Origin of the sequence: Mesorhizobium sp. WSM4887, from assembly GCF_029625865.1 — a bacterium.
GTDB lineage: Bacteria > Pseudomonadota > Alphaproteobacteria > Rhizobiales > Rhizobiaceae > Mesorhizobium.
In genome coordinates, this window is the sequence record NZ_JARTVP010000009.1 from 178,123 (window position 1) to 204,975 (window position 26,853).

Consider the following 26,853-nt stretch of genomic DNA (forward strand, 5'->3'; position numbering starts at 1 on the left):
GCTGGCTAGACACCCTTCCTCAGCTCGCGGCAGCTCTCATGTTGCGCCGGCGCCTCGCGGTGGGTCGCGCCGGTTCCACGATATGCCCGTTGGTGACATGCCCGTTCGTCACGGGCACAACATCCTGCCGGGCCCGGGCGTCCGTCACCCTGTGCAGCCGCTCGTAAGGCAGCAGCTCCTTGATGCGGGCATTCAGCGTCTCGACCTCGGCGCGCAGGTCCTCGCATTCCTGTTTCTGGATATCGAGCTGGATCTGCTCCGACGCCTGCTGCAGCGATAGCTGCGAGAGGTTGGTACTGATCACCGACAAATTCTTCTTGTCCAATTCGCTCTCGTTCCTGAGAACGGCAAGCTTCTCTTCCGCGATCTGCCGCTCGGTCACGGCGTCATTCAACTGCGCCCTCAGTCCTGTCGCCTCGGCGACCGCCTCGGTCTTGTCGATGGAGGCCTGCTCCAGCCGCGATTGCAGCTCCTGGATTTCGGAGCGCAAGCCGCGCAGCTCCGCCCGGCTCCGCGCCAGCTCCGCCGCGCCATCGCTTTCGGCAATGCGGGCGGCTTCGGTTACCTCGGCAAGCTTGGCCTGCGTCGTCTCCAACGATTTCTGCAGCCGGGCCTCCTCCTTCTCGTGGCTGCCGAGCTGGGCCATAAGTTCGGCAATGCGCGTGGCTTCGTTGGCGTGGGTCGCCGCGAACTCGTCGAATTTGTGCCGGGCCTCGGCCTCGCGCTTTTGCGCCTGCTCCAGCTCGATCGAAAGCCCGACCTGCTTCTCGCGCAGCAGCTTGTTCTCGACAGCGCGCCTGTCGGCTTCGACGGTCTTGGCCGTCAGGGTCTTGACGATCTCACCGAACTCAGCCTCGCGCCTGGCGCTCTCATTGCCCATCTCGACCATTTCGAGCCGCACCGCTGCAAGCGCCTCGCGCAGCGACTCCCTGTCCTGGACGAGACTTGCCTCGCGCTGCTGCCAGGCCTCGGCCGCGCCGTCGCGTTCGCGCTGCTTGCGCGTAGCGTCAAGCAATTGTTCCGACAAGGCCTTGTGTTCGGCGCCCAGAGCGGCGTTCTCCAGCTCCAGCTCATTGGCGCGCAGCGCATCGCGATGCAGGGCGTTCAGGATATCGCGCGTCATGTGGTGCGCTGTGGCGATCTCGGCCAGCCTTGACCCGATCTCCTCCAGATGACCCTGTCCGTCGCGGAAGAGTCCGGAAACGGCTTCCAAGGCGGCCAACCGTGTCTGGGTGTGCGGCGTCAGCCGGGAGGCGGAAGCCTCGGACTGAGTCTCGCCCGGCGGATCCTCCTCGCTTGCCGCCAGGTCGGCGGCAGAATCGTATCCCGGGGACGTCTCTTCGTCAGCCGAAAGACATTCTTCGAAAGCCTCTGCCAGATCCGACTGGAGCTCTTGAAATTCCTTGTCTACGTCCTCGGCCCGTTTGATCAGGGATTTGAAATTCATAACGGCACACCTCTTACGCTCACACCCGCCGTATTACTTAACGAATTGCTAATCTAGCCCTTAACGTTCCGTACGGGAAGCCTGACCAAAAGAAGGAAGGAATTAAGGTTATCGCGGATTTCCAGAGGCTTGCGCGGTGTTCCGTCAGCGGCATCTGCGCTCAGCGCGGTAAACGGTTAGAATGGCCTGCGTCGGCCGCACGTCATCGAGCCGCAAGCGAGCACCTGGCGCCCGCTGCGGGCGGATCACTCGTTGGAAGGGGAGCCACGCTCCAGCCAGCACCTACGCCAGCGTTGGCCGTTCCATCTAGCGCCGAGGTTCCGTCATGCCGCAGGGGCCGGACCCGTCGGTCCAACCCCTGCATCCAGGCATCAGCTCTTGATTTCGATACGCTTGGCCTGCGACTGCGCCTTCGCGGTCTTGGGCAGCATTACCGTCAGCACGCCGTTCTTGAAGCGGGCATCGATCTTGTCTTCTTCGATCTCGTAGCCCAGCGGGATTCGACGCTCGAAGCGGCCATAGATGCGCTCGGAGAACTGCCGCTCCTTGTCCTCCGTCTCGGAGCGCTTTTCACCCTTCAGCGTCAGCACGCCATCATCAAGCAGCACCTCGATGTCCTTCTCGTCCAGGCCCGGGACTTCGGCCGCCACCTTGATCTCCTTCTCGTTGTCGGAGATCTCAACCCTCGGCCAGCCGGCACCAAAGGCTGATACGCCGCCTAGGGACGGCAAGCCGGAACCGAAGCCCCGGAAGACGTCATCGAACAGCCGGTTCACCTCGCGATGCAGCGACAGGAAAGGATCGCGTTCGCCGTCGCGGAAGACACTTGGAACCTGGTTACCATTGTTTCGGCCCCAGGGAATCAGATCACGAACACTCATTTTTTCCTCCTTTCTGTTCATCCGGAAGACAAGGCCCACAAGCGCCGGGAACATCACCCGGCGCTTGGCGCAAAGCGCGGCGAGAAGGCTCAGGCCGCCTTGTTGTCGGCCTCGATTTTCTTTGTCGCGGCCTTTGGCGATGATTTGTCCGCCGTGATCTCGATCCGGCGCGGCTTCATTTCTTCCGGGATCTCGCGTTTGAGGTCGATTGTCAGCAGGCCGTTGACGAGGCTCGCATCGACGACCTTGACGTGATCGGCAAGCTCGAAGCGACGCTGGAATGCGCGGCCGGCAATGCCGCGATGCAGGTACTCGCCGTTGTCCTCGCCTGCCTTTTGGCCAGAAACCATCAGCATGTTCTGCTCCTGGGTAATGGCCAGTTCGTCCTGGCTGAAGCCTGCCAGGGCCATGGTGATGCGGTAGTCGTCCTCGCCGCTCTTGGCGATATCGTAGGGCGGCCAGTTGTCAGCGGTTTCGATGCGGCTTGCGGTCTCGAGCGCGTTCAGCATTCGATCGAAGCCGATGCTCGACCGGAACAGGGGAGAAAAGTCGAAACTGGTTCTCATAGCTATATCCTCCATTGAGCAACATAGATACGAGGAGCGCCAAGGCAGCGGCGCTCCTTGACCTTGCCGGCCACATCAGGCGCCGGCAGGTTCGATTTGGGAATTGATTCCTTTGCCGTCAAGAGGTCCGGGGCGCGCCCGTCAAAGCTGCATAATTACCTTTGTTTTCACGGCGCTAGCACTCGGCTGTTGCGAGTGCCAAAAAAATTCTTGCGGCCTCTTGAAACCGGCGCCTGCAAAACCAAATCCACATGCGCGAGGCCGAAAGGATCGCGAGCCCCGCTCCGGTCCTTCCGGTCCGGAGTGGAGGAACCTCTCAAAATCTGTTTGTCCCGAAGGAGAACGATATGAAGTTCCATCCATTGCATGACCGCGTTCTGGTCCGCCGCGTCGAGGCCGAGGAGAAGACGGCCGGCGGCATCATCATCCCGGACACGGCGAAGGAGAAGCCGCAGGAAGGCGAGATTATCGCCGTCGGTTCCGGCGCGCGCGACGAGAGCGGCAAGCTCATTCCCCTCGACGTCAAAGTCGGCGACCGCATCCTGTTCGGCAAGTGGTCCGGCACCGAGATCAAGCTCAACGGTGAAGACCTGCTCATCATGAAGGAAAGCGACGTGATGGGTGTGGTCGAGCAGACATCGGCGTTGGGAAAAGCGGCTTGAACCGGCCCACCCGATCCGGTGAATGAAAGCTGCCTGCTGAAGGAGTGTTCCAATGGCTGCCAAGGAAGTGAAATTCCATTCCGACGCCCGCGACCGCATGTTGCGCGGCGTCAATATTCTCGCCGACGCGGTGAAAGTCACCCTCGGCCCTAAGGGCCGCAATGTCGTCATCGACAAGTCGTTCGGCGCTCCGCGCATCACCAAGGACGGCGTCACTGTCGCCAAGGAGATCGAGCTCGAGGACAAGTTCGAGAACATGGGCGCGCAGATGGTGCGCGAGGTCGCCTCGAAAACCAGCGATATCGCCGGCGACGGCACGACCACCGCGACCGTTCTCGCCCAGGCCATCGTCAGGGAAGGTGCCAAGGCCGTTGCCGCCGGCATGAATCCCATGGATCTGAAGCGCGGCATCGACAAAGCCGTCGAGGCTATTGTTCAGGAGTTGAAGACCAACGCCCGCAAGGTGACCAGAAATGACGAGATCGCCCAGGTCGGCACGATTTCGGCCAATGGTGATGCCGAGATCGGCCGTTTTCTTGCTGAGGCGATGCAGAAGGTCGGCAACGAGGGCGTCATCACCGTCGAGGAAGCCAAGACCGCCGACACCGAGCTGGAAGTGGTCGAAGGCATGCAGTTCGATCGCGGTTATCTCTCGCCTTACTTCATCACCAATCAGGATAAGATGCGCGTCGAGCTCGAAGAGCCCTATGTGCTGATCCACGAGAAGAAGCTTTCCAACCTGCAGGCGCTGCTGCCGGTTCTGGAGGCGGTGGTTCAGTCGGCGAAGCCCCTGCTCATCATCGCGGAGGATGTCGAGGGCGAGGCGCTCGCGACGCTGGTGGTCAACAAGCTGCGCGGCGGCCTGAAGGTTGCGGCCGTCAAGGCTCCGGGCTTCGGCGACCGCCGCAAGGCCATGCTGGAGGACATCGCCATCCTCACCGGCGGCACCGCTATCAGCGAGGATCTCGGCATCAAGCTTGAGAACGTCACGCTGGAGATGCTCGGCCGCACCAAGAAAGTGGTGGTCGAGAAGGAGAACACCACGATCGTCGATGGCGCCGGCAAGAAGGAGGAGATCCAGGGCCGCGTCGCGCAGATCAAGGCGCAAATCGAGGAGACCACCTCGGACTACGATCGCGAGAAGCTGCAGGAGCGTCTGGCCAAGCTCGCCGGCGGCGTGGCTGTGATCCGCGTCGGCGGTTCGACGGAGGTCGAGGTCAGGGAGCGCAAGGACCGCGTCGACGATGCCATGCATGCGACGCGCGCGGCGGTCGAGGAAGGCATTCTTCCGGGCGGCGGCGTGGCGCTGCTCAGGGCCGCCAATGCGCTCGACGCGGTGGCTGCCGACAACCCCGACCAGAGATACGGCGTCGACATCGTGCGGCGCGCCATCGAGGCGCCGGCGCGTCAGATCGCCGAGAACAGCGGGGCGGAAGGCTCGATCATCGTCGGCAAGCTGCGCGAGAAGACCGATTTCGCCTATGGCTGGAACGCCCAGACCGGCGAATATGGCGATCTTTTCAGCCAGGGCGTCATCGATCCGGCCAAGGTCGTGCGCACCGCGCTGCAGGATGCAGCCTCGATCGCCGGACTGCTCGTCACCACCGAGGCGATGGTCGCCGAGAAGCCGAAGAAGGAAGCGGCACCCGCCATGCCCGCCGGCGCCGGCATGGACTTCTAGGACGCTGGGGAGGCGCGGCGCCGACACAGCCAATCTCCCCCGACAGGGTTCAATTGGGGGAGATTGGTCGGCAGGGCAAAAGGGAGCGCGAGGGAAACGGCACCCTTCTGAATTGACAAGAACCGGAAAAACGAGAAAGCACTCCGCGACAGATCGGCTGGCGGGACGCGCCCCTTTGTCCTGTCGGACATCTCCCCTCATCGGCGGAGATCGGCAGCTTCGACACGCCGCGGCGCGACGGGCCAGAGTTACTATGTGGGAAGATTCTGAATGACGACGGATACCAAGACGACGGAAACCAGGACATTCGAGGCGGATGTCTCGCGGCTGCTGCACATGATGGTGCATTCGGTCTATTCGGACCGGGACGTCTTCCTGCGCGAGCTGATCTCCAACGGCGCGGACGCGTGCGAGAAGCTGCGCTTCGAAGCGATCACCCGTCCCGAGCTGCTGGGCGAGGACGCAAAGCCGCGCATCACCATTTCGGCCGACCCCGACAACAAGCAGCTTGCCGTCGAGGACAACGGCATCGGCATGGGCCGCGAGGAGATGGCCGAGGCTCTGGGCACCATCGCACGCTCCGGCACGCGTGCCTTCATCGAGCGCGTCGAGGCCGGCAAGGCGACTGAGGACTCGCAACTCATCGGCCAGTTCGGCGTCGGCTTCTACTCCGCTTTCATGGTGGCCGATCATGTCGATGTCATCAGCCGGCAGGCCGGCAGCGAGGAAGCCTGGCGCTGGTCTTCCGACGGCAAGGGCACCTACGAGATCGCTCCCGTGCCGCTTGCGGCAGCTCCCAGGCGCGGCACGCGCGTCGTGCTGCATCTGATGGACGATGCGAGTTCCTACACCACGCCTTACCGGCTCGAAGGGCTGGCGAAGTCGCAGTCCGGCCACGTGCCGGTGCCGATCACGCTTGTTGAGAAGCCGGGCGCCGAGCCGCGCGATGTCGCCGACGGCACGGCGCTCTGGGTGAGGCCGAAGAGCGACATAAAGCCCGAGGAATATACCGACTTCTACCGCAGCATCGCCGGCCAGTATGACGAGCCGGCCGCCACCATCCACTTCCGCGCCGAGGGTCGGCACGAATACAGCGCGCTTGCCTTCGTGCCGGGCTCGCGTCCGTTCGATCTCTTCGACCAGGACCGCAAGGGTCGTATGAAGCTCTACGTGCGGCGCGTCTTCATCACCGACGATGCCGACGTGTTGCCGCGCTACCTGCGCTTCGTGCGCGGCCTGGTCGATTCCGCCGATCTGCCGCTCAACGTCTCGCGCGAGATGATCCAGGAAAGCCCGCTGCTCGCCGCGATCCGCAAGGGTGTCACCAACCGCGTCCTCGGCGATCTTGGCAAACTCGCCGATAACGATGCCGAGGCCTACGCCAAGATCTGGGAGAATCTCGGCGTCGTGCTCAAGGAGGGGCTCTACGAGGACTACGAGCGGCGCGAGCAGCTCCTGAAGCTCGCCCGCTTCCGCTCGACCGTTTCCGGCGAAGCGCTGCGCAGCCTGGCCGATTATGTCGCCGCGATGAAGGAAGGGCAGAAGGCGATCTTCTTCATGGCCGGGGAAGACCGCGCCCGGCTCGAGGCCTCGCCGCAGCTCGAAGGGTTCCGGGCGCGCGGCATCGAAGTGCTGCTTTTGACCGATCCGGTCGACAGTTTCTGGACGACGATGGCGCCGGAATTCGACGGCAAGCCGTTCAAATCGGTGACGCAGGGCGCGGCCGAACTGTCGGAGATCCCGCTGCTCGACACCGCGTCCAAGCCGGATGCCGAAATCTCGTCCGAAATCGCGACCTTCCTGGCCTTCGTGAAGACGGCGCTGGGAGACGAGGTCTCGGACGTGAAGGCCTCCGACCGCCTGACCGAAAGCGCGGTCTGCCTGGTCGCACCGGAGCACGGTCCCGACCGCCAGTTCGAGCGGCTGCTCAACGCCGCCGGCCGCCTCGACAAGGCGGCCAAGCCGATCCTCGAGATCAACCCGCGGCACGAACGCGTCACGGCGCTGGCGAAGCTCGGCGACGGCGAGCGCGCTTTCAAGGAAGACGCCGCGCATCTGCTTTACGACGAGGCGCGCGTGCTGGACGGCGACAAGCCGGCCGATGCCAGGGCGTTTTCGGCCCGGCTTGCTCGCCTGATCGAGCGCGGTTTGGCGAGGGAGTAGTGGGGCGTTGGGCGCCTCACGGAGCCCGGATCCTGCCGTGACTTCTCACGAGGAGGCGGCGCAAGGGTGAGATCGGTCGCGATCCTTCGCGCCCCCCTCTGTCCTGCCGACGGGTCAGGGCTTCTCCACGCTGCTACGCTCGGAGGTCAGAGCGCCGCCCTACCCCCTCAGCCCCGGTGCCTCTTGCCCCGTCCTGGCGACATATTCCGTATAGCCGCCGCCATAGGTGTGGATGCCATCCGGCGTGAGCTCCAGCACGCGGTTCGATAGTGCGGACAGGAAATGGCGGTCGTGCGAGACGAACAGCATCGTGCCTTCATATTGCGCCAGCGCCTCGATCAGCATCTGCTTGGTCGCCATGTCGAGGTGGTTGGTCGGCTCGTCGAGCACCAGAAGGTTCGGCGGATCGAACAGCATCAGCGCCATGACCAGCCTTGCCTTCTCGCCGCCCGAGAGCACGCGGCACTTCTTCTCGATCTCGTCGCCGGAAAAGCCGAAGCAGCCGGCTAAAGCCCTGAGCGGCGCCTGGCCGGCCTGCGGGAAATTGTCTTCCAGCGTCTGAAACACGGTGCGCTCGCCGTCGAGCAGTTCCATGGCGTGCTGGGCGAAATAGCCCATCTTGACGCTCGGACCGCGCGCCACCGAGCCCTCATCCGGCTCGGAGGCGCCGGCCACGAGCTTCAAAAGCGTCGACTTGCCGGCGCCGTTGACGCCCATCACGCACCAGCGCTCGCGGCGGCGGATCTGGAAGTCGAGGCCGGCATAGATCGAGCGGCTGCCATAGGATTTGTGGATGCCCTTCAGCGTCGCCACGTCCTCGCCGCAGCGCGGCGCAGGCTGGAACTCGAAGGCCACCGTCTGGCGACGCTTGGGCGGCTCGACGCGGTCGATCTTGTCGAGCTTCTTCACCCGGCTCTGCACCTGGGCGGCGTGCGAGGCGCGCGCCTTGAAGCGCTCGATGAAGGCGATCTCCTTGGCAAGCATCGCCTGCTGGCGCTCGAACTGCGCCTGCAGCTGCTTGTCGGCCAGCGCCCGCTGCTCCTGGTAGAATTCGTAATTGCCGGAATAGGAGGTGAGCGCGCCGGCGTCGATCTCGATCACCTTCGAAACGATGCGGTTCATGAACTCGCGGTCATGCGAGGTCATCAGCAGCGCGCCGTCATAGTCCTTGAGGAATTTCTCCAGCCAGATCAGGCTCTCAAGATCGAGATGGTTGCTCGGCTCGTCGAGCAGCATGACGTCGGGCCGCATCAGCAGGATACGGGCGAGCGCGACGCGCATCTTCCAGCCGCCGGAGAGTTTTGCAACGTCGCCGTCCATCATCTCCTGGGAGAAGCCGAGACCGTCGAGCACCTCGCGGGCGCGGCCGTCGAGCGCATAGCCGTCGAATTCCTCGAAGCGGTGCTGCAACTCGCCATAGCGCTCGATGATCGCGTCCATCTCGCCGGCGCGGTCGGGATCGCCCATGGCGTGCTCGAGCTCGCGCATCTCGGCTGCGACGGCGCTCACCGGGCCGGCGCCTTCCATCACCTCGGCGACGGCGGTCATCCCCTCCATGTCACCGACATCCTGGCTGAAATAGCCGATGGTAACGCCGCGATCGACTGAGACTTGGCCTTCGTCCGGCTGCTCCTGGCCGATGATCATGCGGAAGAGCGTCGTCTTGCCGGCGCCGTTCGGGCCGACGAGGCCGACCTTCTCGCCCTTCTGCAGGGCGGCCGAGGCTTCGATGAAGACGATCTGACGGCCGTTCTGCTTGCCGATATTTTCGAGACGGATCATGGGGCGGTCCGGGAAACTGCGCTGAGATGGCGGGATTTGCCCGGGGCATACGCGAATGAGGCTGCGGAGGGAAGAGGCAGAAGCGCCGCATCCGCGCGCTCGGCTATTCCTTCGAGGCAGAACCCAGCCGCGGTGAAATTGATTGGCGTCGCCGACCGATCGAGCGCTTAGTGCTGGAGCCAACCACTTGATGGGCTCTGGCAAGGGAGGTCAACCATGGCCATGTACCTGACGCGCTTCAGCTACACGCCCGAGACCTGGGCGCGAATGATCGAAAACCCCGAGGATCGCCGCAAGGCAGCCAGCTCATACATAGAATCGGTCGGCGGAAAGCTGCACGGGTTCTGGTACGCGTTCGGCGAACACGACGGGTGGAACCTGTGGGAGGCACCGGACAATGTTTCGATGGCGTCCGTCGTGCTCGCCATCGGTGCCGGAGGGGCACTCAGCTCCTGCGAGACCACCGTCCTCCTCAGCGTCGAGGAGACGATGGACGCGCTAAGCAGGGCGAAAGCGATCCGTTATCGGCGGCCTGGAACGTAGAGCCGAGAAAAGCCGCCTCGGAGGGGTGTCACCTCGCGTCGTGGAAGATGATACCGAGCGTATGTCGCCTGCCCGAGCGCAGGCGGCTGACGCCGTGGCGCAGGTTGACGCGATAGTAACCTCGCGTGCCCTCCACGGGCCGGTTGTGCACGGCGAAGATCACCGCGTCGCCGCGCTTGAGCGGCACCACCTCGGCGCGGCTCTGCATGCGCGGGCGCTGCTCGGTCAGCACGAATTCGCCGCCGGTGAAATCCTTGCCGGGTTCGGAGAGCAGGATCGCCACCTGCAGCGGAAAGGCGAGCGCGCCATAGAGATCCTGGTGCAGACAGTTGAAGTCGCCGGGGCCGTATTGCAGCAGAAGCGGCGTCGGCTTGGTTTGGCCCTCGTCGTGGCAACGCTTTAGGAAGGCGGCGTGGTCGGAAGGGTAACGGAGCGCGGCGCCCATCTTCTCGTTCCAGTCGTTGGCAACGCCGGCGAGCCGTGGATAAAGCGCAGTGCGCAGGCCCTCGATCAGATCAGGCAGCGGATAACGGAAATAGCGGTACTCGCCCCTGCCGAAGCCATGGCGCGCCATCACCACATGGCTGCGGAAATGTTCTTCGTGCGGATAGAGCGCGGCGATTTCGGCGCATTCCTCCAGCGAAAGCAGGCCGGGCACGACAGCGCAGCCCTGGGCGTTGAGCTCGGAGACGAGCGCGTGCCAGTCCTGCGCGGCGACACGGGATTCGGCGGAGCGTCCGGCGCGTTTGGTGTTGAGGGAATGGACGGTCATGAGCGCCTCCTTTGATGCCATCAAAGTGGGGCGGAGGCGAAGCGGCGGCCACCCGATTCCTGCGGAAATGGCGCGACCTTTACGGCGAACCAGCCGCAACGAAGCCCGAGCGGCCCTGCGCGCGGCGGAATGCCTGCTGCAGGCGCGGGTTGAGGCGCACCGCGTCGCGGCCGGCCTGGATGGTCCGCTCGACCTGCTCCGGCGTCAGCCTCAGCCGGGTCGGGATGACGTTCAGCGCGGCTGCCTCGTCTGGCGGCAGGTCGGCGAAGGAGACCAGTTCAACCACCATCTGGACGTCGCGGCACTTCCAGCCGGACAGGCTGCCGCGGTAGCGCGCTACCACCGCCGCCGGCAGGCTGCAGCGATATTTGACCAGCTTTTCGCGCCACAGCCGGAATTCGAGCTTGAGGGAATCGAATTCGTCGCGCACCGAGGACGCGATCGAGGTGCCGGCGGTGGCGTCGATCATGTCGACCAGGCCCGGTCCCTGCTTGACCTTGACCCAGTCGGGTTCTTTCCTGCGGCCCGCATCGGCAACGATCATGATCAGCGTTCGCATCCTCACCGCCGCCTGCGGCGACAACGGGCTGTGCGGACTGCCGGCGATGTCGAGCGATTCCGCGAAGCCGACCACCGCGATGTTGTCGGTCAATCCGCCGTCGAGCAGCTTGATGTAGTTGACGCGGTCGTTGTTCTGGTAGGACTCCATGGCGCGAGCCGCGGCCTTGACCCGTTCCGGTGCCTCCGGATCGTTGAGACCGCGTTCGATCCAGTCCGGCTGCTTGTAGTTGCATCTGGTTGTCGGCGTGGTCGTCGAGACGACAACCGGCGCGAACACCGCGGGGAACGCCGCCGAGGCCGCCACCGCATCGGCGATACGAAGCTTGTCGAGATCGCTGCAGATGGCCGCGAAGCGGTCGTAGGTGAAGCCGAAGGCCGTCCCGTTGTAGATGTCGGATGCGTGGATCCAGACCAGCGGGGCGCCGGGACGTCTGAAGGCGCTGTAAGTGGCACCGTCGAACAGGTTCCTGTCCAGCCACGCAGCAAAGGTGCTGCGGTCGTTGACGCCGCCTTTCCACAGCCGCGCCAGATTGGCCGGAGCGAGCTTGGCGGTGTGCAGCGAGCTCTCGGCATCGCGCAGCAAGAAGCGCTCGCGAAGCTCGCGGTAACCACGCCCTTTGTAGCCGAGATAGGCCGCCGTCACCGCACCGCCAGAAACGCCGCCGACGACGCGCACCTCGTCGATCAGCGTATGCGCTCGCCCGCCGCTGCCGACCATGACATCGTCGAGCGCCCGAAGCACGCCATAGCTGAAGGCGGTGGCGCGCGTGCCGCCGCCAGAGAAGGACAGCGCGACCACGGTCGACCCGTCGGCGGGAGCATCGGGAATGTAGTCCGGCGAGCCAGGCCCGACTTGCGTCACATGGGTGTTGATGGGCTCGACATCATTGGCGACACATCCGGCCAGCAGCGCTGCTGCCAACACAAGCAAGCCCACACGCCAACGCATCGAGGTCCCCCCGATCGCCCGTTCCCGGCCTCAGTCTATGCGCAGCAGGCAGAGCAAGGCAACGGCCAGCCCCGGGGTCCTTCACCTCAAGCGTTCCGGCGGTACCCCTCCAGTTCCGGATCGAGATCCACCTTCACTCCATTGGTGAAGACGCAGGTCGCCACCATGATGCCGGCGAAGGCGACGAGGTTGACGAGCAGCGTTTCGTCGTAGCGCGCCTTCAGCGCGGCCCAGGTCTCGTCGGCAACGGCATTGGCGTCGGCGGCGAGCGCCCTGCCGAAGGACATCAGCAGCGCTTCGTCCGGGCTGGGTTCGATCGCGTCCGGATCGAGGCCGGAGTCGATCAGCGCGCGGCGGAAGAAGGTAACCGGGATCTCGGCGCGCATCGTCTCGGCGATCGCCTTCGAAAACAGCCAGATCGCCCGGTCGTCGAGCGTCGGACGCAGGAGATCGCGCAGCGTGAACCATTCGGCGTAGATGCGGTGCGCGGCCGGGGAGTGAAGCAGGATGCGCTTCATGTTGGTCATGCGGCCGCGCAGCGCAAGCTCCCGGTCATGCTCGACGCGGATTTCGTCGGAGGCGGTCGCATAGTCGATCGCAGAGAGATGCGCCACGGCCCTCATCCCAGCGTCGCGTGCAGCGCCGGCGCACCGCGCAGCGTGTTGGAGACGGTGCAGATCGTCTCGGCGTCCTCGACGATGCGCTGCTTGGTCGCGGCGTCGAGGTCGCCGGCAATCTCCAACCGGATATTGAACCTTTCCACCCGCGACGGCTCGTCCTTCGCCTTCTCGCCTCCGACATCCGCCCTCACCTCGCCAAGCCGGTCGGCGACGCCGAGGCGGGTGGCGGCGATGCGGGCGCTCAGCACGATGCAGGCGGCCAAGGAGGCATAGAGCAGGTCGAGCGGGTTGAAGCCCGGCGCGCTGACCGCAGTCACCACGTCGACCGTGCCGCCGGTCGGCGTCGTTACCGCCGGCAAGCCGCCCGGCGGCAGCACGGCGCAGGCGCCGGCAGCACGGGTTCTGATCTTCAGCTCGCTCATCGAAAGTCCTTCGTCCGGGTTTGGAGGCCATTGATAGCGGACGGGAATTTATCTCGGCAACCATCCAGGGCACAGCTGCGGTTTTCTTCGTGCGAGGTGGTCCGTGGAAGGGCTGATCTGCCGCGTTCCGGCTTGGCAATTTGCCTCCGCCAGTCAACAATCCGCGGCACCGCGCTGCTGGGCCAATGGAAACGGGATTGAGGGTCATGACACCACGGAAATTTGCCACGCACGCCGCTCTCGCCGTCGCTGTTCTTTGGCCCGCCGCCGGCCAGCCGGCAGATGGCGTCCATCCTGGCCCGATGTCGCGCACGCAAGCCTTCGCACGCGCCGAAGCACTGACAGCGATCGGGCGAAAAATGTTCTTCGACCCATCGCTGTCGGCTTCGGGCAGACAGGCCTGCTCGTCCTGCCACGATCCCAACCACGCCTTCGGTCCGGCCTCCGCCGCGCCGGTCGAGATGGGGGGGCCGAACCTCGACCGGCCTGGCCTGCGCGCGGTGCCGTCGCTGCGCTACCTGCAGGCGGCGCCCGCCTTCACCGAGCATTTCTACGATTCCGAGGACGAGGGCGACGAAAGCGTCGACAATGGCCCGACCGGCGGATTGACTTGGGACGGGCGCGCCGACCACGGCAAGGACCAGGCGAGGATCCCGCTGCTGTCGCCGTTCGAGATGGGCAACAAGGATGAAGCCGCCGTGGTCACCGCCTTGCGCAAAGCGCCCTATGCCGACGCGTTCAAGGCGGCGTTCGGCGCGGATATTTTCGACCATCAGCAGGATGCCTTCGACGCGGCGGTCGAGGCGCTCGGCACCTTCGAGCAGAGCAGCGCCGACTTCTACCCCTATTCCAGCCGCTACGACGCCTTCATTGCCGGCAAGGCGCAGTTGACCGCGCAGGAGTTGCGCGGCCGTGCGCTGTTCGAGGACGCAACCAAAGGCAATTGCGCGAGCTGCCATCTGAGCGAGCCGGCAAATGACGGCGAGCCGCCGCAATTCACCGATTACGGCCTGATCGCCATCGCCGTGCCGCGCAACCAGGCGATCCCGGCCAACGCCGATCCCAATTATCTCGACCTCGGGCTGTGCGGGCCGCTGCGGGCCGACTTCAAGGGCCGGAGCGAGTATTGCGGCCTGTTCAAGACGCCGACCCTGCGCAATGTCGCGCTGCGCAAAAGCTTCTTCCACAACGGCTATGTCCACTCGCTGCGCGAGGCTGTCGCCTTCTACGTCACTCGCGACACAGATCCGGGGCGCTGGTATCCGAAGAACGCGGATGGCACGGTCGAGAAATTCGACGATCTGCCAAAGGCCTATCGGGGAAACCTCAACACCGACCCGCCCTTCAACGGCAGGAAACCAGGCGAGAAGCCGGCGCTGACCGACGCCGAGATCGACGACATCGTCGCTTTCCTCGGCACGCTGACCGACGCGGACCAGGCCGGGCAGTAGGGCGGCTAAAAGCTCACCGCGGACTTCCCCGGCCAAAATAATCGGTGGACGCGTCTTGTTTGTGTGGCTTCCGTCACAGACCGACAGAAAGCATCTGCTACATTAGCATCTCGTTAGAGCGGGGGCTCAAATGAGATTCGTAGCGGTGCAAGAACCGCCTCATCATAGTTGGGCGGTGTTCGACATCGCCAATGACAAGCCCGCCGAACATGCCGGGCGCGCGCTCATCGGTCTCACATCGCACGAAGCCCGGCGGTTCGCCGCCGCGGCCAACGATGAAGCGGGGTATCGGGAAACCAACGCGCTGGCGTCGCATCCAGGCGAATAAGGCATGGCACTGACGGTTCGCAATTCGCCGGGAAACGACAAGCGAACAAGCGGTTGAGACGGCGTGCTGCCAGATTGATTCAAGTGCCTCACCCGGCCGGCGCGTAGCGGTTCACCACCATGCCGCAGGCATAGGCCTTCGAGCCGGTGAGCTTCAGCTTGGCGAAGCCCGCCTGGTCGAAGATGCGACGGCCGGCACCCAGCACCGCCGGGTTGATGAAGAGCTGGAACTCGTCGACCAGCCCGGCGGCGATCAGCGCCGAGGCGAAGCCGGCGCCGCCGAACACGGCAATGTCGCCGCCCTCGCCCGCCTTCAGCGCATTGATCTCGCGCGGCAGATCGCCGCTCGCGACCCTGGTACGCTCCCACCGCGACGCCTTCAGCCTGTCGCTCAGCACCACCTTGTCAGCTGTCACGATACGCTGGGCGAAGGCATAGAAACGGTCTCGCGGAAATTTCCTCGCCGCATTGCCCCAGTGATTGAGGTAGCCCTCCTCGGCCATCTTGCGGCTGAGCAGAATCGTGTCGACGGTTGCGAACACGGCATTGAAGTCCTGCTTGAGCTCGTCGTCCCAGTCGCTCTCGTCGCCCCATTCCCAAAGCTGCCAACGACGGTTCTCGTCGGCGCCGACGAAGCCGTCGACCGACATCTGCATTTGCAGGATGAGCTTTTTCATTGCGCGGTCCTCTCGCATCTCCAACCACGGTTTACTTTTGAAATCATTTGACGCGCGAATGGAATGATGTCAATTGAAAAGTGATTTACAAATGGAACTAATTTCATGTCGACCAAGGAAAGGTCCGGCTGCCCGATCAGCCTGTCGCTCGAGCTCATCGGCGACCGCTGGACGCTGCTCATCATCCGCGACCTGGCCTTCGCCGGGAAAAGGCATTTTCGCGAGTTCCTGCAGTCGGACGAAGGCATCTCGTCGCGCACGCTCGCCGAGCGGCTGCAGACCCTGGTCGACGAAGGCGTCCTCACCCGCAGCGACGACCCGACCCACAGGCTGAAAGCGATCTACCGGCTGACCGAGGCCGGCATCGACCTTTTGCCGATACTCGCCACGCTTGGCGCTTGGGGCAGCAAATATCGAAAGGCGGATGAGGATTTGGCGCGGGTTTCCAAGGAACTAGCGGCAGGCGGCCAGCCGGCGCTGGAGCGGATGAAGAAGAGGTTGAGGAAGGAGCATTTGGGGTAAGGCGTTCCACGCCGCCAATTCGCCCAAAGTCGAGTTCTACGGCGAAGGATCGCGGCGTCGATAAGATCCTGCCCGCAGGTTCCGTTTCCCGTCTATGCTCCCCTGCGCTAGACTCCGCCTGAACAGGATCGACCGCCATGATCGTCCAGGCCTGCATCAACGGCGCCCGCGGCGCGGATTTCCACCCCGCCCTGCCGCTCGACCCGGATGCCATGGCACGCGACGGCGCGGCCTCGGTTGCGGCGGGTGCCGTCGAACTGCATGTGCATGCGCGCGGCGCCGACCGGCAGGAAAGCCTTGCCCCGGAAGCGATGGACCGGACGGTGACGGCGCTGCGCCGCGCCTGCCCCGGCACGCTGATCGGCATTTCGACCGGCGCCTGGATCGAGAAGGACGACAGGCGCACGATTGCCGCCATCGCCGGCTGGCATGAGCTGCCCGACTACGCCTCGGTCAATCTCAGCGAGGCGGCGGCGCCCGAAGTGATGGAAGCGTTGCGCAACCGCGGCGTCGGCATCGAGGCCGGGCTGGCGTCGATCGGCGATGCGCTCAGGCTGGCCAATCTCGATCATGGCCGCCGGGTGCTGCGCGTCCTGATCGAGATTTCCGAGCAGACGCTGGAGGAGGCCTTTGCCGTCGCCGACGGCATCGAAACGCTGCTGCAACGCGAAGGCATTCACCGCTCGATCCTGCTGCATGGCGAGAACGCGACCGTGTGGCCCTTCGTCGAGCGGGCGGCGGCGCGGAAGTTTTCGACCCGTGTCGGGCTCGAGGACGGTAAGGAGTTGCCTGATGGGACGGTGGCGGACGGGAATGCGGCGCTGGTGAAGGCGGCGGTGAGGATCTATCGCCGGGCTTGACTTGGCTCCTCGCCCCCTGGGGAGGACCCAAGGCCAAAAGTCAGCCGAACTTCGTCAGCGGCTTGGCGGTTATCTCGACCCATTCGCAGCGCCGGCTACGGTGGTAGAAGGATTGGAAGGGCGGCGGGAACGACGGATCCGCGAACGCCCCTACCGGAATTGCAGTTAGGCCGGGCTGCGTGTCGATGCGATAGTGCACTGTGGTCCCGCAATCAGGGCAGAAGCTGTAGGTTATCTGCCCGCCCTGCTCGCCGGTGCGCGTGAACTGCAGCGCGCGCCCGTCTATCGTCACATCGGCCTCGGCAAAGCGCACATTGTAGCTGAAGGCGCTGCCTGTGCGCCGCTTGCAGTCGAGGCAATGACACACCGAGATGCGCACCGGCTCGCCCGCGCAGGTGGCCGACAGCTGACCGCAGGAACATTCGGCGCGTCGCGTGACCATGCTGGCTCCTTTCGACCGAGTCTCGGCACCTTATGCAGTTCGGCGGCGTGGTGAAAGCACCTATCCGCCGAGCGTCGCCTACCCCTGCCAGGCCGTCAGATCCGCCAGTATCCGCGCCTTCACCGCCGGGTCGGCGTAGCTCGCATGCACCGATGTCGCGGCGAGCTGGCGGATGGTTTCACTGTCCCAGGCGAAGGTCTCGGCGCAGGCGGCGTAAGAGGCTTCGAGCGTCGTGCCGAGCAGCGCCGGATCGTCGGTGTTGATGGAGACGGGAACGCCGGCTTTGCGCAGAGCGTCGATCGGATGCTCGGCAAGCGAAAGATAGACGCCGAGTGCGATGTTGGAGATCGGGCAGACGCCGAGCGGAATTCGCCTCTGTGCGAGCAGGTCGACCAGAGCCGGCTCCTCGATCGCGCGAACGCCATGGTCGATGCGATCGGCGCCAAGCAGCTCGATGGCGTCGCGAACGCCCTCGGGACCGCTCGACTCGCCGGCGTGGACGGTGCGTCGCAAACCGGCCGTGGCGGCGCGGCGGAACGCCTCGGCAAAGCGCGGACCGGTGCGCCCGGCGGCCGCCTCGTTGCCGTCGATCGAAAGGGCCACGACGCGCGGGTGCCTGATCCTGCTCAGCAACTCCACCAGTTCGATGGCGTCCTCGGCCGACTGGGTGCGCAGCAGGCTGATGCAGAGCCCGACCGGCGGGTATCCATCCTGCTCGGCCGCCGCGAACCCGGCATCGAAGGCGTCGATCATGCCGGCGATGTTCCGGTGCCAGTGCGGCCAGTGAGTCGGATTGACGATGACATCGGCGTAGCGCACGCCGCTCTTGGCCATGCGCCGCGCAAATTTATAGGCGGTGATGGCCAGCTGCTCGCGCGTACGAAACGTGCCGCACAGCCAGTCGAGCATTTCGAGGAAGCTCTTCAGATCATGCGCCTCGAAGAGCCTGTCGCGCGGCGCGCGCAGCGGGATGCCAGCCTCCTCGCAATTCCTGATCACGTCGTCGGCCTCGAAGCAGCCCTCGACGTGGATGTGCACTTCGGCCTTCGGCAACCCGATATAGTCGGTCAATGAAGCCTCCCGAGCTTTGTGGCCGCATCAAATCACGAAAGGCGAGATCAAGGCTTCAAGAAATGATTGAAAGATTTGTGTGTGATGGCCGCCAGTCTTCCCCCCGTTGCGGGCCGTTGCGGGGGAGATCGGCAGGTTCGGCCTCACTGCGTGTCCGCGTGGGCTCTCAGCTCGGCGCGCTTCTCGTCCGACACCACCGCCAGATCCAGCACCTTCTGCAGACCCGCCGCATGGCGGAAATTGGGCTCGGCCTGCACGCCGCTTTTCACCGCCTCGACGAAGCGCTGGTAGTTGGTCGGCACGGTGCCGGCGTCGAGCTCTTCCCATTTGGCGTCCTCGACATTGGCACCGATGCAGCCCTTCAACATCGAGCCATTGAGATTGTGCACCACCTCGATGCCGCCCTTGTCGCCATAGATGCGCAGCCTGAGCTCGTTGAGATGGCCGCTCGCCCAGCGGCTGGCATGCACCACGCCAAAGGCGCCGTTGGCGAAATCGAGCGTCATGGCGAAGCTGTCATTGGCGTCGAGCTGGTAGTCGCCGATGCGGTTGCCCGGCGCCTTGTCGAAGGCGCGCAGCCGGCAGAATACGTGGTCGATATCGAGGGCGGCGCCATAGCTGGCGAAGTCGAGGATGTGGATGCCGACGTCGCCGAGCACGCCGTTTGAGCCGTGGCCGCGCGAGAGCCGCCAGAGCCACTTGGGGTCGCTTCGCCAGTCGCCCCAGAATTTCGATACCAGCCAGCTCTGCAGATAGGAGGCCTCGACGTGGCGCACCGTGCCGATCTCGCCGGCCTGCACCATTTGTCGCGCCTTCTCAAACGGCGCGACGTTGCGGTAGGTGAGGTTAACCATGTTGACGACGCCGGCGGCTTCCGCCGTATCGGCCATCTCGCTTGCCTTGCCGAAATTCTCGGCCAGCGGCTTTTCGCAAAGCACCGGCTTGCCGGCGGCGATCAGCGCCATCGTGGTCGGGTGATGGATGCGGTCGGGCGTGACATTGGCGACCGCGTCGAAACCGTCCCAGTCGAGCGCCGCCTCCAGCGAGGTGAAGCGCTTCGGGATCTTGTAGGCGTCGGCATACTCGCCGACGCGGGCTGGATCGACATCAACGGCACCGACGATGTCGACGCCTTCGATAGCGCCGAAGCGGCGGGCATGCTCCTGCGCCATCCAGCCGGTACCGAGTATCAAAAGCCGCATTTTGCTCCTCCAGAGGAATTGGTTCGATTCAATGATATGAGGCGGGCGATCTAATTGTTGCTTGTACGCAATCCCAAACAGAAAACGGTTTAGCGGAAACCAGCCTCGCCGGGCGCATGCAGCTTGCCGCCGCGTTCGACGATCGGCTCCAGCGCCTTCTCCACCGGCACGTTGGGTGCTTTGAGGATGGCGGAATTCCTGCCCTGCGGGTTGTGCGCCCACTTCACTGCGTTGCGCAGCACCTTGTGCACGGTCGCGTCGTGGTAGGTCGGATAGGTTTCGTGGCCCGGGCGGAAGTAGAAGACATTGCCGGCGCCGCGCCGGTAGGTAAGGCCTGAGCGGAACACCTCGCCGCCCTGGAACCAGGAGATGAAGATTGTCTCCAGCGGCTCCGGCACGGCGAACTGCTCGCCATACATCTCCTCGTTCTCGAGCTCGAAATATTCGCCGATGCCTTCGGCGATCGGATGGCTGGGGCTCGTCACCCAGAGCCGTTCGCGCTCGCCGGCCTCGCGCCATTTGAGCGTGCAGGGCGTGCCCATCAGCCGTTTGAAGATTTTCGAGAAATGGCCGGAGTGGAGCACGATCAGTCCCATGCCTTCGAAGACGCGGCGTGCGACGCGCTCGACCACATCGTCGGCCACCGCGCCATGGTCCTTGTGACCCCACCAGACGAGCACGTCGGTCTCGGCGAGGCGGGATTCAGGCAACCCATGCTCCGGCTGCTCCAGCGTCGCGGTCGAGGCGGAGATCGCCTTGTCGGCGTTGAGCGCGTTGGCGATGGCCGTGTGCATGCCTTCCGGATAGATGCCGGCGACCACCTCATTGGTCCGCTCATGGATGTTCTCGCCCCAGACGACAGCGCGAATTGTCATGGATTGCCTCGTGATGGTGAGAGGGTGGAGCCGCCCGGCGCAATAGATAGCGTCTTCGGCCGGCATTGGAAGCGGTTTTTGCCCTTCGCTCCGCTGCACATGACGACGAGCCAGAAAGCATCGTTGGCGAACAACCACATACGCCTGTATGCTTCCGCTTTGATTCAACCACCTCCACCCAATTGGCAACCGTCCTTTCCCGTGCGCAATATCAGCTATGGGCGAAGTGCTTATAGGGGCGGCGATTTTTGCTTGTCTGGCCGGGGCGTCGCTGGTCAGCCTGATGGTGCATGAGCGCTTCCCTGCTCACCACCTTGGCGACGATACCAGCGCGGTGGTGCGGCTCGCCGCGAACCTCTTCATGGTGATGTCCTCGCTGGTCCTCGGCCTGATGATCAACTCGGCCAAGAACACGTTCGAATCCATCAACGTCAACGTCCACACCTTCGCCACCGATCTCATTCTGCTCGACAGAACGCTCCGACACTATGGACCGGAGGCGGACGGCGCCCGGCAATCGCTCACCGCCTATGTGCAGCGCGTCGTCGATACCTCGACCGCCGACAGCGACACGACGGTCGTCCCGAACAGGCTGTCGGAACTGCTGCTCAATCAGGTCGGCGATATCGTGGGCGGATTGACCCCTGCGAACGCCAGGCAGACCGCCACGCAACAGGCGGCGACGCAGCAGTTGCAGAAGGTGATCGCGCAGCGCTGGATTCTGGCCGAGCAGTCCGAGGGTGCCATCCCCGCGCCGCTGATCGCGCTGCTCGTTGCCTGGCTGACGCTGATCTTCGCCAGCTTCGGCTTCCGAGCACCGTGCAATGGAACCATCATCTTCACGTGCCTCGTGTCCGGGGCGCTGGTGGCCGCGGCAATCTATCTGATCATCGACATGGACAGCCCCTTCTCCGGCCCGATCCAGGTCTCGCCGGCGCCCCTGCAGAGGGCGCTGGCGGAACTGACGCAGTGAAGGTCAGGCACGACCGAACATCTCGATCAAAAGCTTCGCCGCCACCGCCGCGCCGTCGGCGCGGACCGAACGGGCAACCTCGCTCGCACGGATGTGGGTTTCGGGCGCCAGCGCCGTCTCCATCGCCGCCGACAATGACCCCGCTGTCGGAACCGGGCCGTCATGAGCTGCGCCGATGCCGAGCTCGGCCACCCGCCGCGCCCAGTACGGCTGGTCGCCGATCTGCGGCACCACTAGTTGCGGCGCTCCTGCCCGCGCGGCGGCGACGGTCGTTCCGGCACCGCCGTGATGCATGACGGCGGCGACGCGGCGGAACAGCGCCTGGTGGTTGACATCGCCGACGGCGAACCAATCGTCCCGGTCGTCGGTAAGGCCAAGCTCGGCCCAGCCACGCGCGATCACCGTGCGCCGGCCCTTGGCGCGGACCGCCTCGATGGCCGCACGGCCGGCCTCCTTGGCCACGGCAATGGAGCCGAAGCCGACATAGACCGGAGGCGGGCCGGCTGCGAGGAATGCCTCCAGCCCGTCGGGCAGCGGCCGCTCGTCGTCCAGGATCCAGGCGCCGGTCTGCCTGGCATCGGTCAGGTCCGAAGGCAGCCACGGCCCGAGCGCTGGGTCGCAGGCGAGCAGGACCGGATCGCCGTAGACATAATCGCGGACATTTTCCACCGCAGGCAATCCGAGCGACGCGCGCCAGCTGTTGATCGCTTGGCCGAACAGCGCGTTCTTGGTCGCGATATCCGTCTCCCACAGCAGCCGGTTGTCGGTCACCCCGGCTGGAAGCGGATGTCCCGGATATTCATGCGGCCGGTTGTGCGCCGACGGCAGCCATATCGGACAGAAGGTGGCAAGGATGTAGCGCATGTGCCGCTGCCCGGCGACCAGCCGCGCGGCGGCACAGGACGGAAACAGGCCGCAGGCCACCACGGCATCGCAGCCTTCGGCGGCCGCCATGAGCGTATCATATTGCCTGGCGAGGATCTCGGCCGCCTGGCCGGAGATGAGCGCGGCCACGTCCTTCGGCGATTCCGATGCCCTGCGCCGCGTCATCTCCTTTACCCATTCGCGCACCGGTGCGAAGGCCGGCACCAGCTCCACACCGGCACGGGCGCACAGCGCTGCAAATTCTTCATCGCCGGGGACACTCACCCGCACCTCGGCGCCGAGCGCCTGCAGTCGCTCGCCCAGCGCCACCACCGGCTCGACATCGCCGCGCGAACCGTAAGTCGACAGTAAAATCCGCATGCAAACTCCCTTTCCTAAACTGAGGTCAAGGGCAGCGTACATACGGCATTGCCGGGGGCTTGCCGCAAGCCCGGGCTGCGCCATATATGCTTTCTGGGAGAGGGAGTTCTTCCTTTCCTCATCCGCAATTCGATGGAACCGGTCACTGCCGCTGTTGCAAGAGACGTGGCGAAGACATCAAGCGCGTGCGTCGACCGCGCCGCGCGTCAACGGCGGTAAGGACCGCAAACCGTCAAGAAATCAAAGGCAGCCTACCGGCAACGAGCTGCTGCCGGCATAGTGGCGGGCGGGGTCAGCCCTGGCGGCCTTCCTGGGCGACCTGGGTGGGCGACCCGTTCAGGCGCGGCACAACGACCAGGCGCTTGATCTTCCCCTTCTTGAAGGCAGAGAGGAAGCGGCCATAATCCTTGAAGGCCACGCAGCCGCTGGATTGGGCTGGGGCGCCGCGCAGCAGATAGGTATGGGCGAGCAGACCGTTGCGATTATATTTGTTCCTGCCGCTGGTCGGCGTCAGCCGGATGGCCTCGACGCCGTGGAAGCGCGATTCACGCAGCGACAGATTGTAGGTGTCGGGCGGCGTCGGGCCGGAATTCTTGCGGTTGGCGAAGCGCGGCTGGTCGGCCATGGCGCCCTTCCCCGAATGCGCCTCCAGCTTGGAGCCATCGGGCATGTAGACCGTCGCCGTCGAGATGTCATAGACGGCGACGCCATTGCCCGTCGAAGGACTGTTGAACAGACCCCTGAAGGCGTTGCCGAGACCGCCGCGGTCGGGCGTGTCCGGCTTGGCGTAGGCGAGCATCTCGGAGGCTTGCGCCTTGCTGCGCTTGGCCGGCGCGGCCTCAATCGGCTTCGCACCCTGCACACCCGGAAGCGCTTGGTCGGAGCTCCTCAGCGAGCGCGGCGTCTGCGCACCTTCGGCGGAGTCGACAACGGTCGGCTGCGGCTTGGCCGGCTGCGGTTTGGCCGACTCCGGTTTGGCAATTTGGGGCCTTGCCGCCTGGCTTGCCTGCGGCTTGGCCGGTTCCGGCTTCCTCGCGGCATTCTGTTCAGGCGCTTCCGTCGCGCGCCCGAGGGCGGTGCGCGGCCTCAAACCAGGCACGGCGATGCTGTCGGGCAAATCATCCTGCGGCGGCAGCGAAGCGACCTGCACTTCAGCTTGTCCGTCGTCGCCGGAAGCGCCGGCCGTCATCTCAGGCGCGTCGCCGCTGGCGAGCGCGACGGCGGTCGGCACGTCGACCGTCTCTTCGGGCATGACATTGGCAAGCGCCAGCGCCAGTTCGGACGCGCGCTGAACGTCGACCTGATTTCCGCCAAAGCGTGACTCGGCCGGGCCGCTCAAGGTCAGCCCACTCCGGGCCGAACCGCTGTCGGCCGCGCCGCCGAAGCGGCTTGCCGACGGCAAGCTCGCCAGCAGGACAGGAGCGTTCTCGGCGCGCCGGAAGGCATCGGCCAGTTTTTGCGGCGAAAGCCCGGCGCGCTTGATGACGCTGTCGAAACGGTCGGCGACGTCCGCGGCGGAAGCCGCGACAACCTTCTCATGCGATACGCTATCCGGTGCCGGTTTCAGCCGCGCGGCCTTGCCGTCATGCACCAAGCTGGAGGGGTTTGGCGTGGAGCTCGCAAAGCTGGCTGCGAGACTGAGGCAGCCGGCATCGCAGCCGCGGGTGAGCGAGCCCGTCTTGTGCGCGCCGTTCGCGGCAAGGCGCGGCGCCCAGGCGTTCGCGACCTTGCGGCGCTGGTCGCCAAGCACGATGCTGCGCGGCGCAAGCATGCTCTGCGGCAATCCGTTGGAGGCGGCGGTGAGCGAGGTACTCACGGAATAGAGGCCGGCCATGGTCGCGACCGACCACAGGGCCAGGGCAGCGCCGACAGCAGGCACTACAACCCAACGATGACCACCAGATTTCTTCGAAGTTACCCCCTCTTCAGGAGCGTCACCCCGGTTCTTCAAACGCAAAAACGCCATACGACCACTCTCAATCGGCATGCCGGTTTGCGGACCTGGCACCCGTCACGATCACAGCTCGCCTGGTGCCCCCTGCACCTTCACGCGTCTGTTGCCGATTGATTCAAAAGATGGACAAAGATGGTTAACCAATCCCTCCACCAATCGCCATTGTGGCGACGGTCCATACGAAAAAAGAGCCCTCCATGGTCTCCGCCACGGTAAAAATGCTCTCCCTCAGCTGCTTTGCTGCCCGTTTTTGCGGGCCGAGTCAAGCAAGCGCGAAGGTTCTACCCTTTCGGGCGATCGCCAGCTAAGAACGGATTGAGGTTAAAAAACGGCAGGAACAGCCTGGCGCGACCAGCTGCGGCATCTCTTCCAGGGCGGCAGATCGCAACGTTAACCCCGATGCGGGAAGACAGCCTTCGCCGCGCCAGACAATCAAGGACGGAGCTGTCGAGCCGGATTGCGTCGCGACGGTGCGGTGCGGCGCTCCGCAAGCGATTGCAACAACTCCGCTTCGGCGCTGAAGCCGTTTTGGAAGGCTTCGAGCACGTCGGAGGCAAGCTGTTCTCTTTGGTCCCCGTCTTTTAACGCCAGACGGCGATCGTTGCACAACTGATCGAATACTTTCTGGAGGAGCTCCAGCTCGACTGGCGTGAATATTCCGCTGTGTTTGGTGAAAGCCATGACGCCTCCCTGCCCCTTACATGGGCGAAAGCGCGATCTACTCTTTCAAGCGTCCGTGTGCCTCGTCTGGGTGCGGACGACAAGGCATCCTACACCTTTCCGGCCGGCCTATCGATTCCGTCGTAGTCGTAGATCGGACTGTTCAAGCTGAACCCGCTTCCGTCGGCCAACGTCGCGGGGCGCCTTGGAGTTGTTCAACTTTTGAATCGCTTGCCCAATCCAACTGATTGTTCTTACACAGCTTCCAGCGAAATCCTGGAGCTGCTTCAATCACCGGAAAAACGGGCGCATTCAGCGCATTTGGTCCGGATCGTCGGCAACGCCGACGTGATGCCGATAGACCATTCCCCAACCCTTCCAGCCGGTGAACAGAAGGATGAGGACAGCGATCAGCGACAGGACAAGGCCAACCGGCACTACCGCTGCCTCCGCGTCGGCATATCGCGAGTACCAGTTGTAAAGTTCGATGAGAACGACGACCACGTTGCCGCCGGCGTGAAGCCATGCGTCCTGGAGATTGCGGATCTGGGTGTCCCCCAGGACATCGGTCAAGCCGGCAAGAGCCGCCAGCACGGCCATGATCAGACCTGCCCCCAGCAGCCAGAGCGTAGCGGTGACCCAGCCCGGATTACCGGTTCGCCAGAAGATAAGGTCGCAAACGAAGGTCGCGACGAAGAAGGCGATCGGGAACGGTATCAGCATTGCATGAACAGGATGGCCGGCAATGCTTGCCGTGCTGTGCGGATTGCGAGGGATCGTGTGCTGGACCATCGTAGGGCCTCCTCGAGGCGTGGCGAGCGCCGCCCTCAGGCCACATCACAACGCATCAGGGGCTCGGCGGCAGAAAGCCGGATATATGCAAACTCCGGTTGAGCCGGAATGTTCCATAACCCGACTGCGCTGCGCGGGACGGAATTCACGCACCGCTATAGGCGCGTATGCCAGTGTGGGCTCGACTCGAAAGCGAGCTGAACGATAGTGTGCTCTTGTCGCGCGTGATCCAATGCCACGCATCCCGGCGGTGGCTTATTGTCACGGCACTCTTCTTCGCAACGAAATCCAAGCTAGGGATCGGCAAAACTGGAGCAGCAACGGATTACGCCACTTCGGTGATTGCGGACAGGCACGGCAGCGGTGAGGTCGCCGCCAAGATTCAGTCGACGTCATCGTGGCTGAACTCTAGGCCAACCTATCGAGCCAGGCGCGCATCGGCCAAACCGGGGACAGGTTTCGTCTTGCCGCTGAGCCGCGCTCCAAAGGTGAGCGTGCATGGAAAATTGCGGACGACTGCCTCCATCAACGCGGCGCCGCCGGGGCCGAGGGCTAACCGAGCCAGGGCTTCGGCGGCCAGGACCCGCGTGGAGAATAATCTTCGCCAGACCGCCTCGTAGCGTTTGCCGGCCGCTTCCCCGGCCCCCCCCCCCCGCGCCCCCCCCCCCCGTTTCAGGGCCCCCAACCCCCCCGGCAGAAACGCCCAAGAAATAACCACGGGGCTAAAAGGGTGGGGCACGCCCCCCCCAATTG

At 64.5% G+C, this 26,853-nt stretch carries 26 protein-coding genes and 1 pseudogene; 10 read left to right on the plus strand and 17 right to left on the minus strand.

Features of this window, described 5'->3' with window-relative positions:
- Positions 1-19: 19 nt before the first annotated feature.
- The 3 genes from P9230_RS25760 to P9230_RS25770 all read right to left on the minus strand — a co-directional run bounded on the left by P9230_RS25760 (position 20) and on the right by P9230_RS25770 (position 2,894).
- Positions 20-1,447 (minus strand): hypothetical protein, encoded by a 1,428-nt coding sequence (locus P9230_RS25760; protein ID WP_278121045.1) that lies wholly within the window; start codon positions 1,445-1,447, stop codon positions 20-22.
- 371 nt (positions 1,448-1,818) lie between these two features.
- Complete coding sequence (locus P9230_RS25765) at positions 1,819-2,328, minus strand: Hsp20/alpha crystallin family protein (RefSeq protein WP_278121046.1); 510 nt, start codon at positions 2,326-2,328, stop codon at positions 1,819-1,821.
- 89 nt (positions 2,329-2,417) lie between these two features.
- Positions 2,418-2,894, minus strand: a complete 477-nt coding sequence (locus P9230_RS25770; RefSeq protein WP_066992873.1) for an Hsp20 family protein — start codon at positions 2,892-2,894, stop codon at positions 2,418-2,420.
- 347 nt (positions 2,895-3,241) lie between these two features.
- Here P9230_RS25770 and groES point away from each other — a divergent pair, with 347 nt between their 5' ends.
- The 3 genes from groES to htpG all read left to right on the plus strand — a co-directional run bounded on the left by groES (position 3,242) and on the right by htpG (position 7,400).
- Positions 3,242-3,556: a co-chaperone GroES gene (gene groES, locus P9230_RS25775; RefSeq protein ID WP_066992870.1), complete on the plus strand. Its 315-nt coding sequence runs from the start codon at positions 3,242-3,244 to the stop codon at positions 3,554-3,556.
- A 52-nt stretch (positions 3,557-3,608) separates the two neighbouring features.
- Positions 3,609-5,237, plus strand: a complete 1,629-nt coding sequence (groL, locus tag P9230_RS25780; RefSeq protein WP_066992865.1) for a chaperonin GroEL — start codon at positions 3,609-3,611, stop codon at positions 5,235-5,237.
- Positions 5,238-5,507: 270 nt separating this feature from the next.
- Entirely contained in the window at positions 5,508-7,400 is a 1,893-nt protein-coding gene (htpG, locus tag P9230_RS25785; protein WP_278121048.1) for a molecular chaperone HtpG, read from the plus strand.
- A 159-nt stretch (positions 7,401-7,559) separates the two neighbouring features.
- Here the strand turns inward: htpG and P9230_RS25790 are convergent, their stop codons facing one another.
- Entirely contained in the window at positions 7,560-9,182 is a 1,623-nt protein-coding gene (locus P9230_RS25790) for an ABC-F family ATP-binding cassette domain-containing protein (RefSeq protein WP_278121050.1), read from the minus strand.
- 216 nt (positions 9,183-9,398) lie between these two features.
- Here P9230_RS25790 and P9230_RS25795 point away from each other — a divergent pair, with 216 nt between their 5' ends.
- Positions 9,399-9,725: a GYD domain-containing protein gene (locus P9230_RS25795; protein WP_164747035.1), complete on the plus strand. Its 327-nt coding sequence runs from the start codon at positions 9,399-9,401 to the stop codon at positions 9,723-9,725.
- A gap of 28 nt (positions 9,726-9,753) precedes the next feature.
- Here P9230_RS25795 and P9230_RS25800 read toward each other — a convergent pair whose 3' ends face one another.
- The 4 genes from P9230_RS25800 to P9230_RS25815 all read right to left on the minus strand — a co-directional run bounded on the left by P9230_RS25800 (position 9,754) and on the right by P9230_RS25815 (position 13,049).
- The gene (locus P9230_RS25800; RefSeq protein ID WP_278121051.1) at positions 9,754-10,497 is read right to left on the minus strand and encodes a 2OG-Fe(II) oxygenase; all 744 of its coding nucleotides are present in this window, start codon (positions 10,495-10,497) and stop codon (positions 9,754-9,756) included.
- Between the two features lie 79 nt (positions 10,498-10,576).
- Complete coding sequence (locus P9230_RS25805) at positions 10,577-12,007, minus strand: patatin-like phospholipase family protein (protein WP_278121053.1); 1,431 nt, start codon at positions 12,005-12,007, stop codon at positions 10,577-10,579.
- Positions 12,008-12,093: 86 nt separating this feature from the next.
- The gene (locus tag P9230_RS25810) at positions 12,094-12,621 is read right to left on the minus strand and encodes a hypothetical protein (RefSeq protein ID WP_278121055.1); all 528 of its coding nucleotides are present in this window, start codon (positions 12,619-12,621) and stop codon (positions 12,094-12,096) included.
- Positions 12,622-12,626: 5 nt separating this feature from the next.
- Complete coding sequence (locus P9230_RS25815) at positions 12,627-13,049, minus strand: OsmC family protein (RefSeq protein WP_278121057.1); 423 nt, start codon at positions 13,047-13,049, stop codon at positions 12,627-12,629.
- 206 nt (positions 13,050-13,255) lie between these two features.
- On the opposite strand from P9230_RS25815, the gene P9230_RS25820 reads away from it, so the two are divergent.
- Complete coding sequence (locus tag P9230_RS25820; protein WP_278121059.1) at positions 13,256-14,500, plus strand: cytochrome-c peroxidase; 1,245 nt, start codon at positions 13,256-13,258, stop codon at positions 14,498-14,500.
- A 175-nt stretch (positions 14,501-14,675) separates the two neighbouring features.
- On the plus strand, positions 14,676-14,828 hold the full coding sequence (locus tag P9230_RS25825) for a hypothetical protein (protein WP_164750452.1): 153 nt from the start codon (positions 14,676-14,678) through the stop codon (positions 14,826-14,828).
- Positions 14,829-14,916: 88 nt separating this feature from the next.
- Here the strand turns inward: P9230_RS25825 and P9230_RS25830 are convergent, their stop codons facing one another.
- Entirely contained in the window at positions 14,917-15,504 is a 588-nt protein-coding gene (locus tag P9230_RS25830) for a dihydrofolate reductase family protein (protein ID WP_127325642.1), read from the minus strand.
- Positions 15,505-15,609: 105 nt separating this feature from the next.
- Between P9230_RS25830 and P9230_RS25835 the strand changes: the two genes are divergently transcribed.
- Positions 15,610-16,026: a helix-turn-helix domain-containing protein gene (locus P9230_RS25835; RefSeq protein ID WP_067325410.1), complete on the plus strand. Its 417-nt coding sequence runs from the start codon at positions 15,610-15,612 to the stop codon at positions 16,024-16,026.
- A gap of 137 nt (positions 16,027-16,163) precedes the next feature.
- Positions 16,164-16,886 (plus strand): 3-keto-5-aminohexanoate cleavage protein, encoded by a 723-nt coding sequence (locus P9230_RS25840; RefSeq protein WP_278121063.1) that lies wholly within the window; start codon positions 16,164-16,166, stop codon positions 16,884-16,886.
- 40 nt (positions 16,887-16,926) lie between these two features.
- Here P9230_RS25840 and P9230_RS25845 read toward each other — a convergent pair whose 3' ends face one another.
- The 4 genes from P9230_RS25845 to P9230_RS25860 all read right to left on the minus strand — a co-directional run bounded on the left by P9230_RS25845 (position 16,927) and on the right by P9230_RS25860 (position 20,476).
- Complete coding sequence (locus P9230_RS25845) at positions 16,927-17,328, minus strand: GFA family protein (RefSeq protein ID WP_095801529.1); 402 nt, start codon at positions 17,326-17,328, stop codon at positions 16,927-16,929.
- Positions 17,329-17,406: 78 nt separating this feature from the next.
- Complete coding sequence (gene add / locus P9230_RS25850) at positions 17,407-18,399, minus strand: adenosine deaminase (RefSeq protein WP_278121065.1); 993 nt, start codon at positions 18,397-18,399, stop codon at positions 17,407-17,409.
- A 143-nt stretch (positions 18,400-18,542) separates the two neighbouring features.
- Positions 18,543-19,601: a Gfo/Idh/MocA family oxidoreductase gene (locus P9230_RS25855; RefSeq protein ID WP_278121067.1), complete on the minus strand. Its 1,059-nt coding sequence runs from the start codon at positions 19,599-19,601 to the stop codon at positions 18,543-18,545.
- Between the two features lie 89 nt (positions 19,602-19,690).
- Positions 19,691-20,476, minus strand: a complete 786-nt coding sequence (locus tag P9230_RS25860; protein WP_067325446.1) for a ThuA domain-containing protein — start codon at positions 20,474-20,476, stop codon at positions 19,691-19,693.
- Positions 20,477-20,693: 217 nt separating this feature from the next.
- Here P9230_RS25860 and P9230_RS25865 point away from each other — a divergent pair, with 217 nt between their 5' ends.
- On the plus strand, positions 20,694-21,449 hold the full coding sequence (locus tag P9230_RS25865; RefSeq protein WP_067325426.1) for a DUF4239 domain-containing protein: 756 nt from the start codon (positions 20,694-20,696) through the stop codon (positions 21,447-21,449).
- Between the two features lie 3 nt (positions 21,450-21,452).
- On the opposite strand, the gene P9230_RS25870 is transcribed toward P9230_RS25865, so the two are convergent.
- From P9230_RS25870 to P9230_RS25885, 4 genes are all read right to left on the minus strand, one after another.
- The gene (locus tag P9230_RS25870; RefSeq protein ID WP_278056611.1) at positions 21,453-22,694 is read right to left on the minus strand and encodes a glycosyltransferase; all 1,242 of its coding nucleotides are present in this window, start codon (positions 22,692-22,694) and stop codon (positions 21,453-21,455) included.
- Between the two features lie 292 nt (positions 22,695-22,986).
- A complete protein-coding gene (locus P9230_RS25875) occupies positions 22,987-24,573 on the minus strand; it encodes a tlde1 domain-containing protein (protein WP_278121070.1) in 1,587 nt (528 codons plus the stop codon).
- 507 nt (positions 24,574-25,080) lie between these two features.
- On the minus strand, positions 25,081-25,329 hold the full coding sequence (locus tag P9230_RS25880; RefSeq protein ID WP_179293627.1) for a hypothetical protein: 249 nt from the start codon (positions 25,327-25,329) through the stop codon (positions 25,081-25,083).
- A 291-nt stretch (positions 25,330-25,620) separates the two neighbouring features.
- On the minus strand, positions 25,621-26,100 hold the full coding sequence (locus P9230_RS25885; RefSeq protein WP_278121072.1) for a DUF2231 domain-containing protein: 480 nt from the start codon (positions 26,098-26,100) through the stop codon (positions 25,621-25,623).
- Between the two features lie 235 nt (positions 26,101-26,335).
- On the opposite strand from P9230_RS25885, the pseudogene P9230_RS25890 reads away from it, so the two are divergent.
- Positions 26,336-26,489: pseudogene (locus P9230_RS25890) on the plus strand (SAM-dependent methyltransferase); the annotation flags it as partial.
- Positions 26,490-26,853: the final 364 nt, after the last annotated feature.

Bases quoted from the DNA above. Each gene is read 5' to 3' on its own strand.
- P9230_RS25760 (WP_278121045.1), bottom strand. From the start codon at position 1,447: ATGAATTTCAAATCCCTGATCAAACGGGCCGAGGACGTAGACAAGGAA.
- P9230_RS25765 (WP_278121046.1), bottom strand. From the start codon at position 2,328: ATGAGTGTTCGTGATCTGATTCCCTGGGGCCGAAACAATGGTAACCAG.
- P9230_RS25770 (WP_066992873.1), bottom strand. From the start codon at position 2,894: ATGAGAACCAGTTTCGACTTTTCTCCCCTGTTCCGGTCGAGCATCGGC.
- groES (WP_066992870.1), top strand. From the start codon at position 3,242: ATGAAGTTCCATCCATTGCATGACCGCGTTCTGGTCCGCCGCGTCGAG.
- groL (WP_066992865.1), top strand. From the start codon at position 3,609: ATGGCTGCCAAGGAAGTGAAATTCCATTCCGACGCCCGCGACCGCATG.
- htpG (WP_278121048.1), top strand. From the start codon at position 5,508: ATGACGACGGATACCAAGACGACGGAAACCAGGACATTCGAGGCGGAT.
- P9230_RS25790 (WP_278121050.1), bottom strand. From the start codon at position 9,182: ATGATCCGTCTCGAAAATATCGGCAAGCAGAACGGCCGTCAGATCGTC.
- P9230_RS25795 (WP_164747035.1), top strand. From the start codon at position 9,399: ATGGCCATGTACCTGACGCGCTTCAGCTACACGCCCGAGACCTGGGCG.
- P9230_RS25800 (WP_278121051.1), bottom strand. From the start codon at position 10,497: ATGACCGTCCATTCCCTCAACACCAAACGCGCCGGACGCTCCGCCGAA.
- P9230_RS25805 (WP_278121053.1), bottom strand. From the start codon at position 12,007: ATGCGTTGGCGTGTGGGCTTGCTTGTGTTGGCAGCAGCGCTGCTGGCC.
- P9230_RS25815 (WP_278121057.1), bottom strand. From the start codon at position 13,049: ATGAGCGAGCTGAAGATCAGAACCCGTGCTGCCGGCGCCTGCGCCGTG.
- P9230_RS25820 (WP_278121059.1), top strand. From the start codon at position 13,256: ATGACACCACGGAAATTTGCCACGCACGCCGCTCTCGCCGTCGCTGTT.
- P9230_RS25830 (WP_127325642.1), bottom strand. From the start codon at position 15,504: ATGAAAAAGCTCATCCTGCAAATGCAGATGTCGGTCGACGGCTTCGTC.
- P9230_RS25835 (WP_067325410.1), top strand. From the start codon at position 15,610: ATGTCGACCAAGGAAAGGTCCGGCTGCCCGATCAGCCTGTCGCTCGAG.
- P9230_RS25840 (WP_278121063.1), top strand. From the start codon at position 16,164: ATGATCGTCCAGGCCTGCATCAACGGCGCCCGCGGCGCGGATTTCCAC.
- P9230_RS25845 (WP_095801529.1), bottom strand. From the start codon at position 17,328: ATGGTCACGCGACGCGCCGAATGTTCCTGCGGTCAGCTGTCGGCCACC.
- P9230_RS25855 (WP_278121067.1), bottom strand. From the start codon at position 19,601: ATGCGGCTTTTGATACTCGGTACCGGCTGGATGGCGCAGGAGCATGCC.
- P9230_RS25860 (WP_067325446.1), bottom strand. From the start codon at position 20,476: ATGACAATTCGCGCTGTCGTCTGGGGCGAGAACATCCATGAGCGGACC.
- P9230_RS25865 (WP_067325426.1), top strand. From the start codon at position 20,694: ATGGGCGAAGTGCTTATAGGGGCGGCGATTTTTGCTTGTCTGGCCGGG.
- P9230_RS25870 (WP_278056611.1), bottom strand. From the start codon at position 22,694: ATGCGGATTTTACTGTCGACTTACGGTTCGCGCGGCGATGTCGAGCCG.
- P9230_RS25880 (WP_179293627.1), bottom strand. From the start codon at position 25,329: ATGGCTTTCACCAAACACAGCGGAATATTCACGCCAGTCGAGCTGGAG.
- P9230_RS25885 (WP_278121072.1), bottom strand. From the start codon at position 26,100: ATGGTCCAGCACACGATCCCTCGCAATCCGCACAGCACGGCAAGCATT.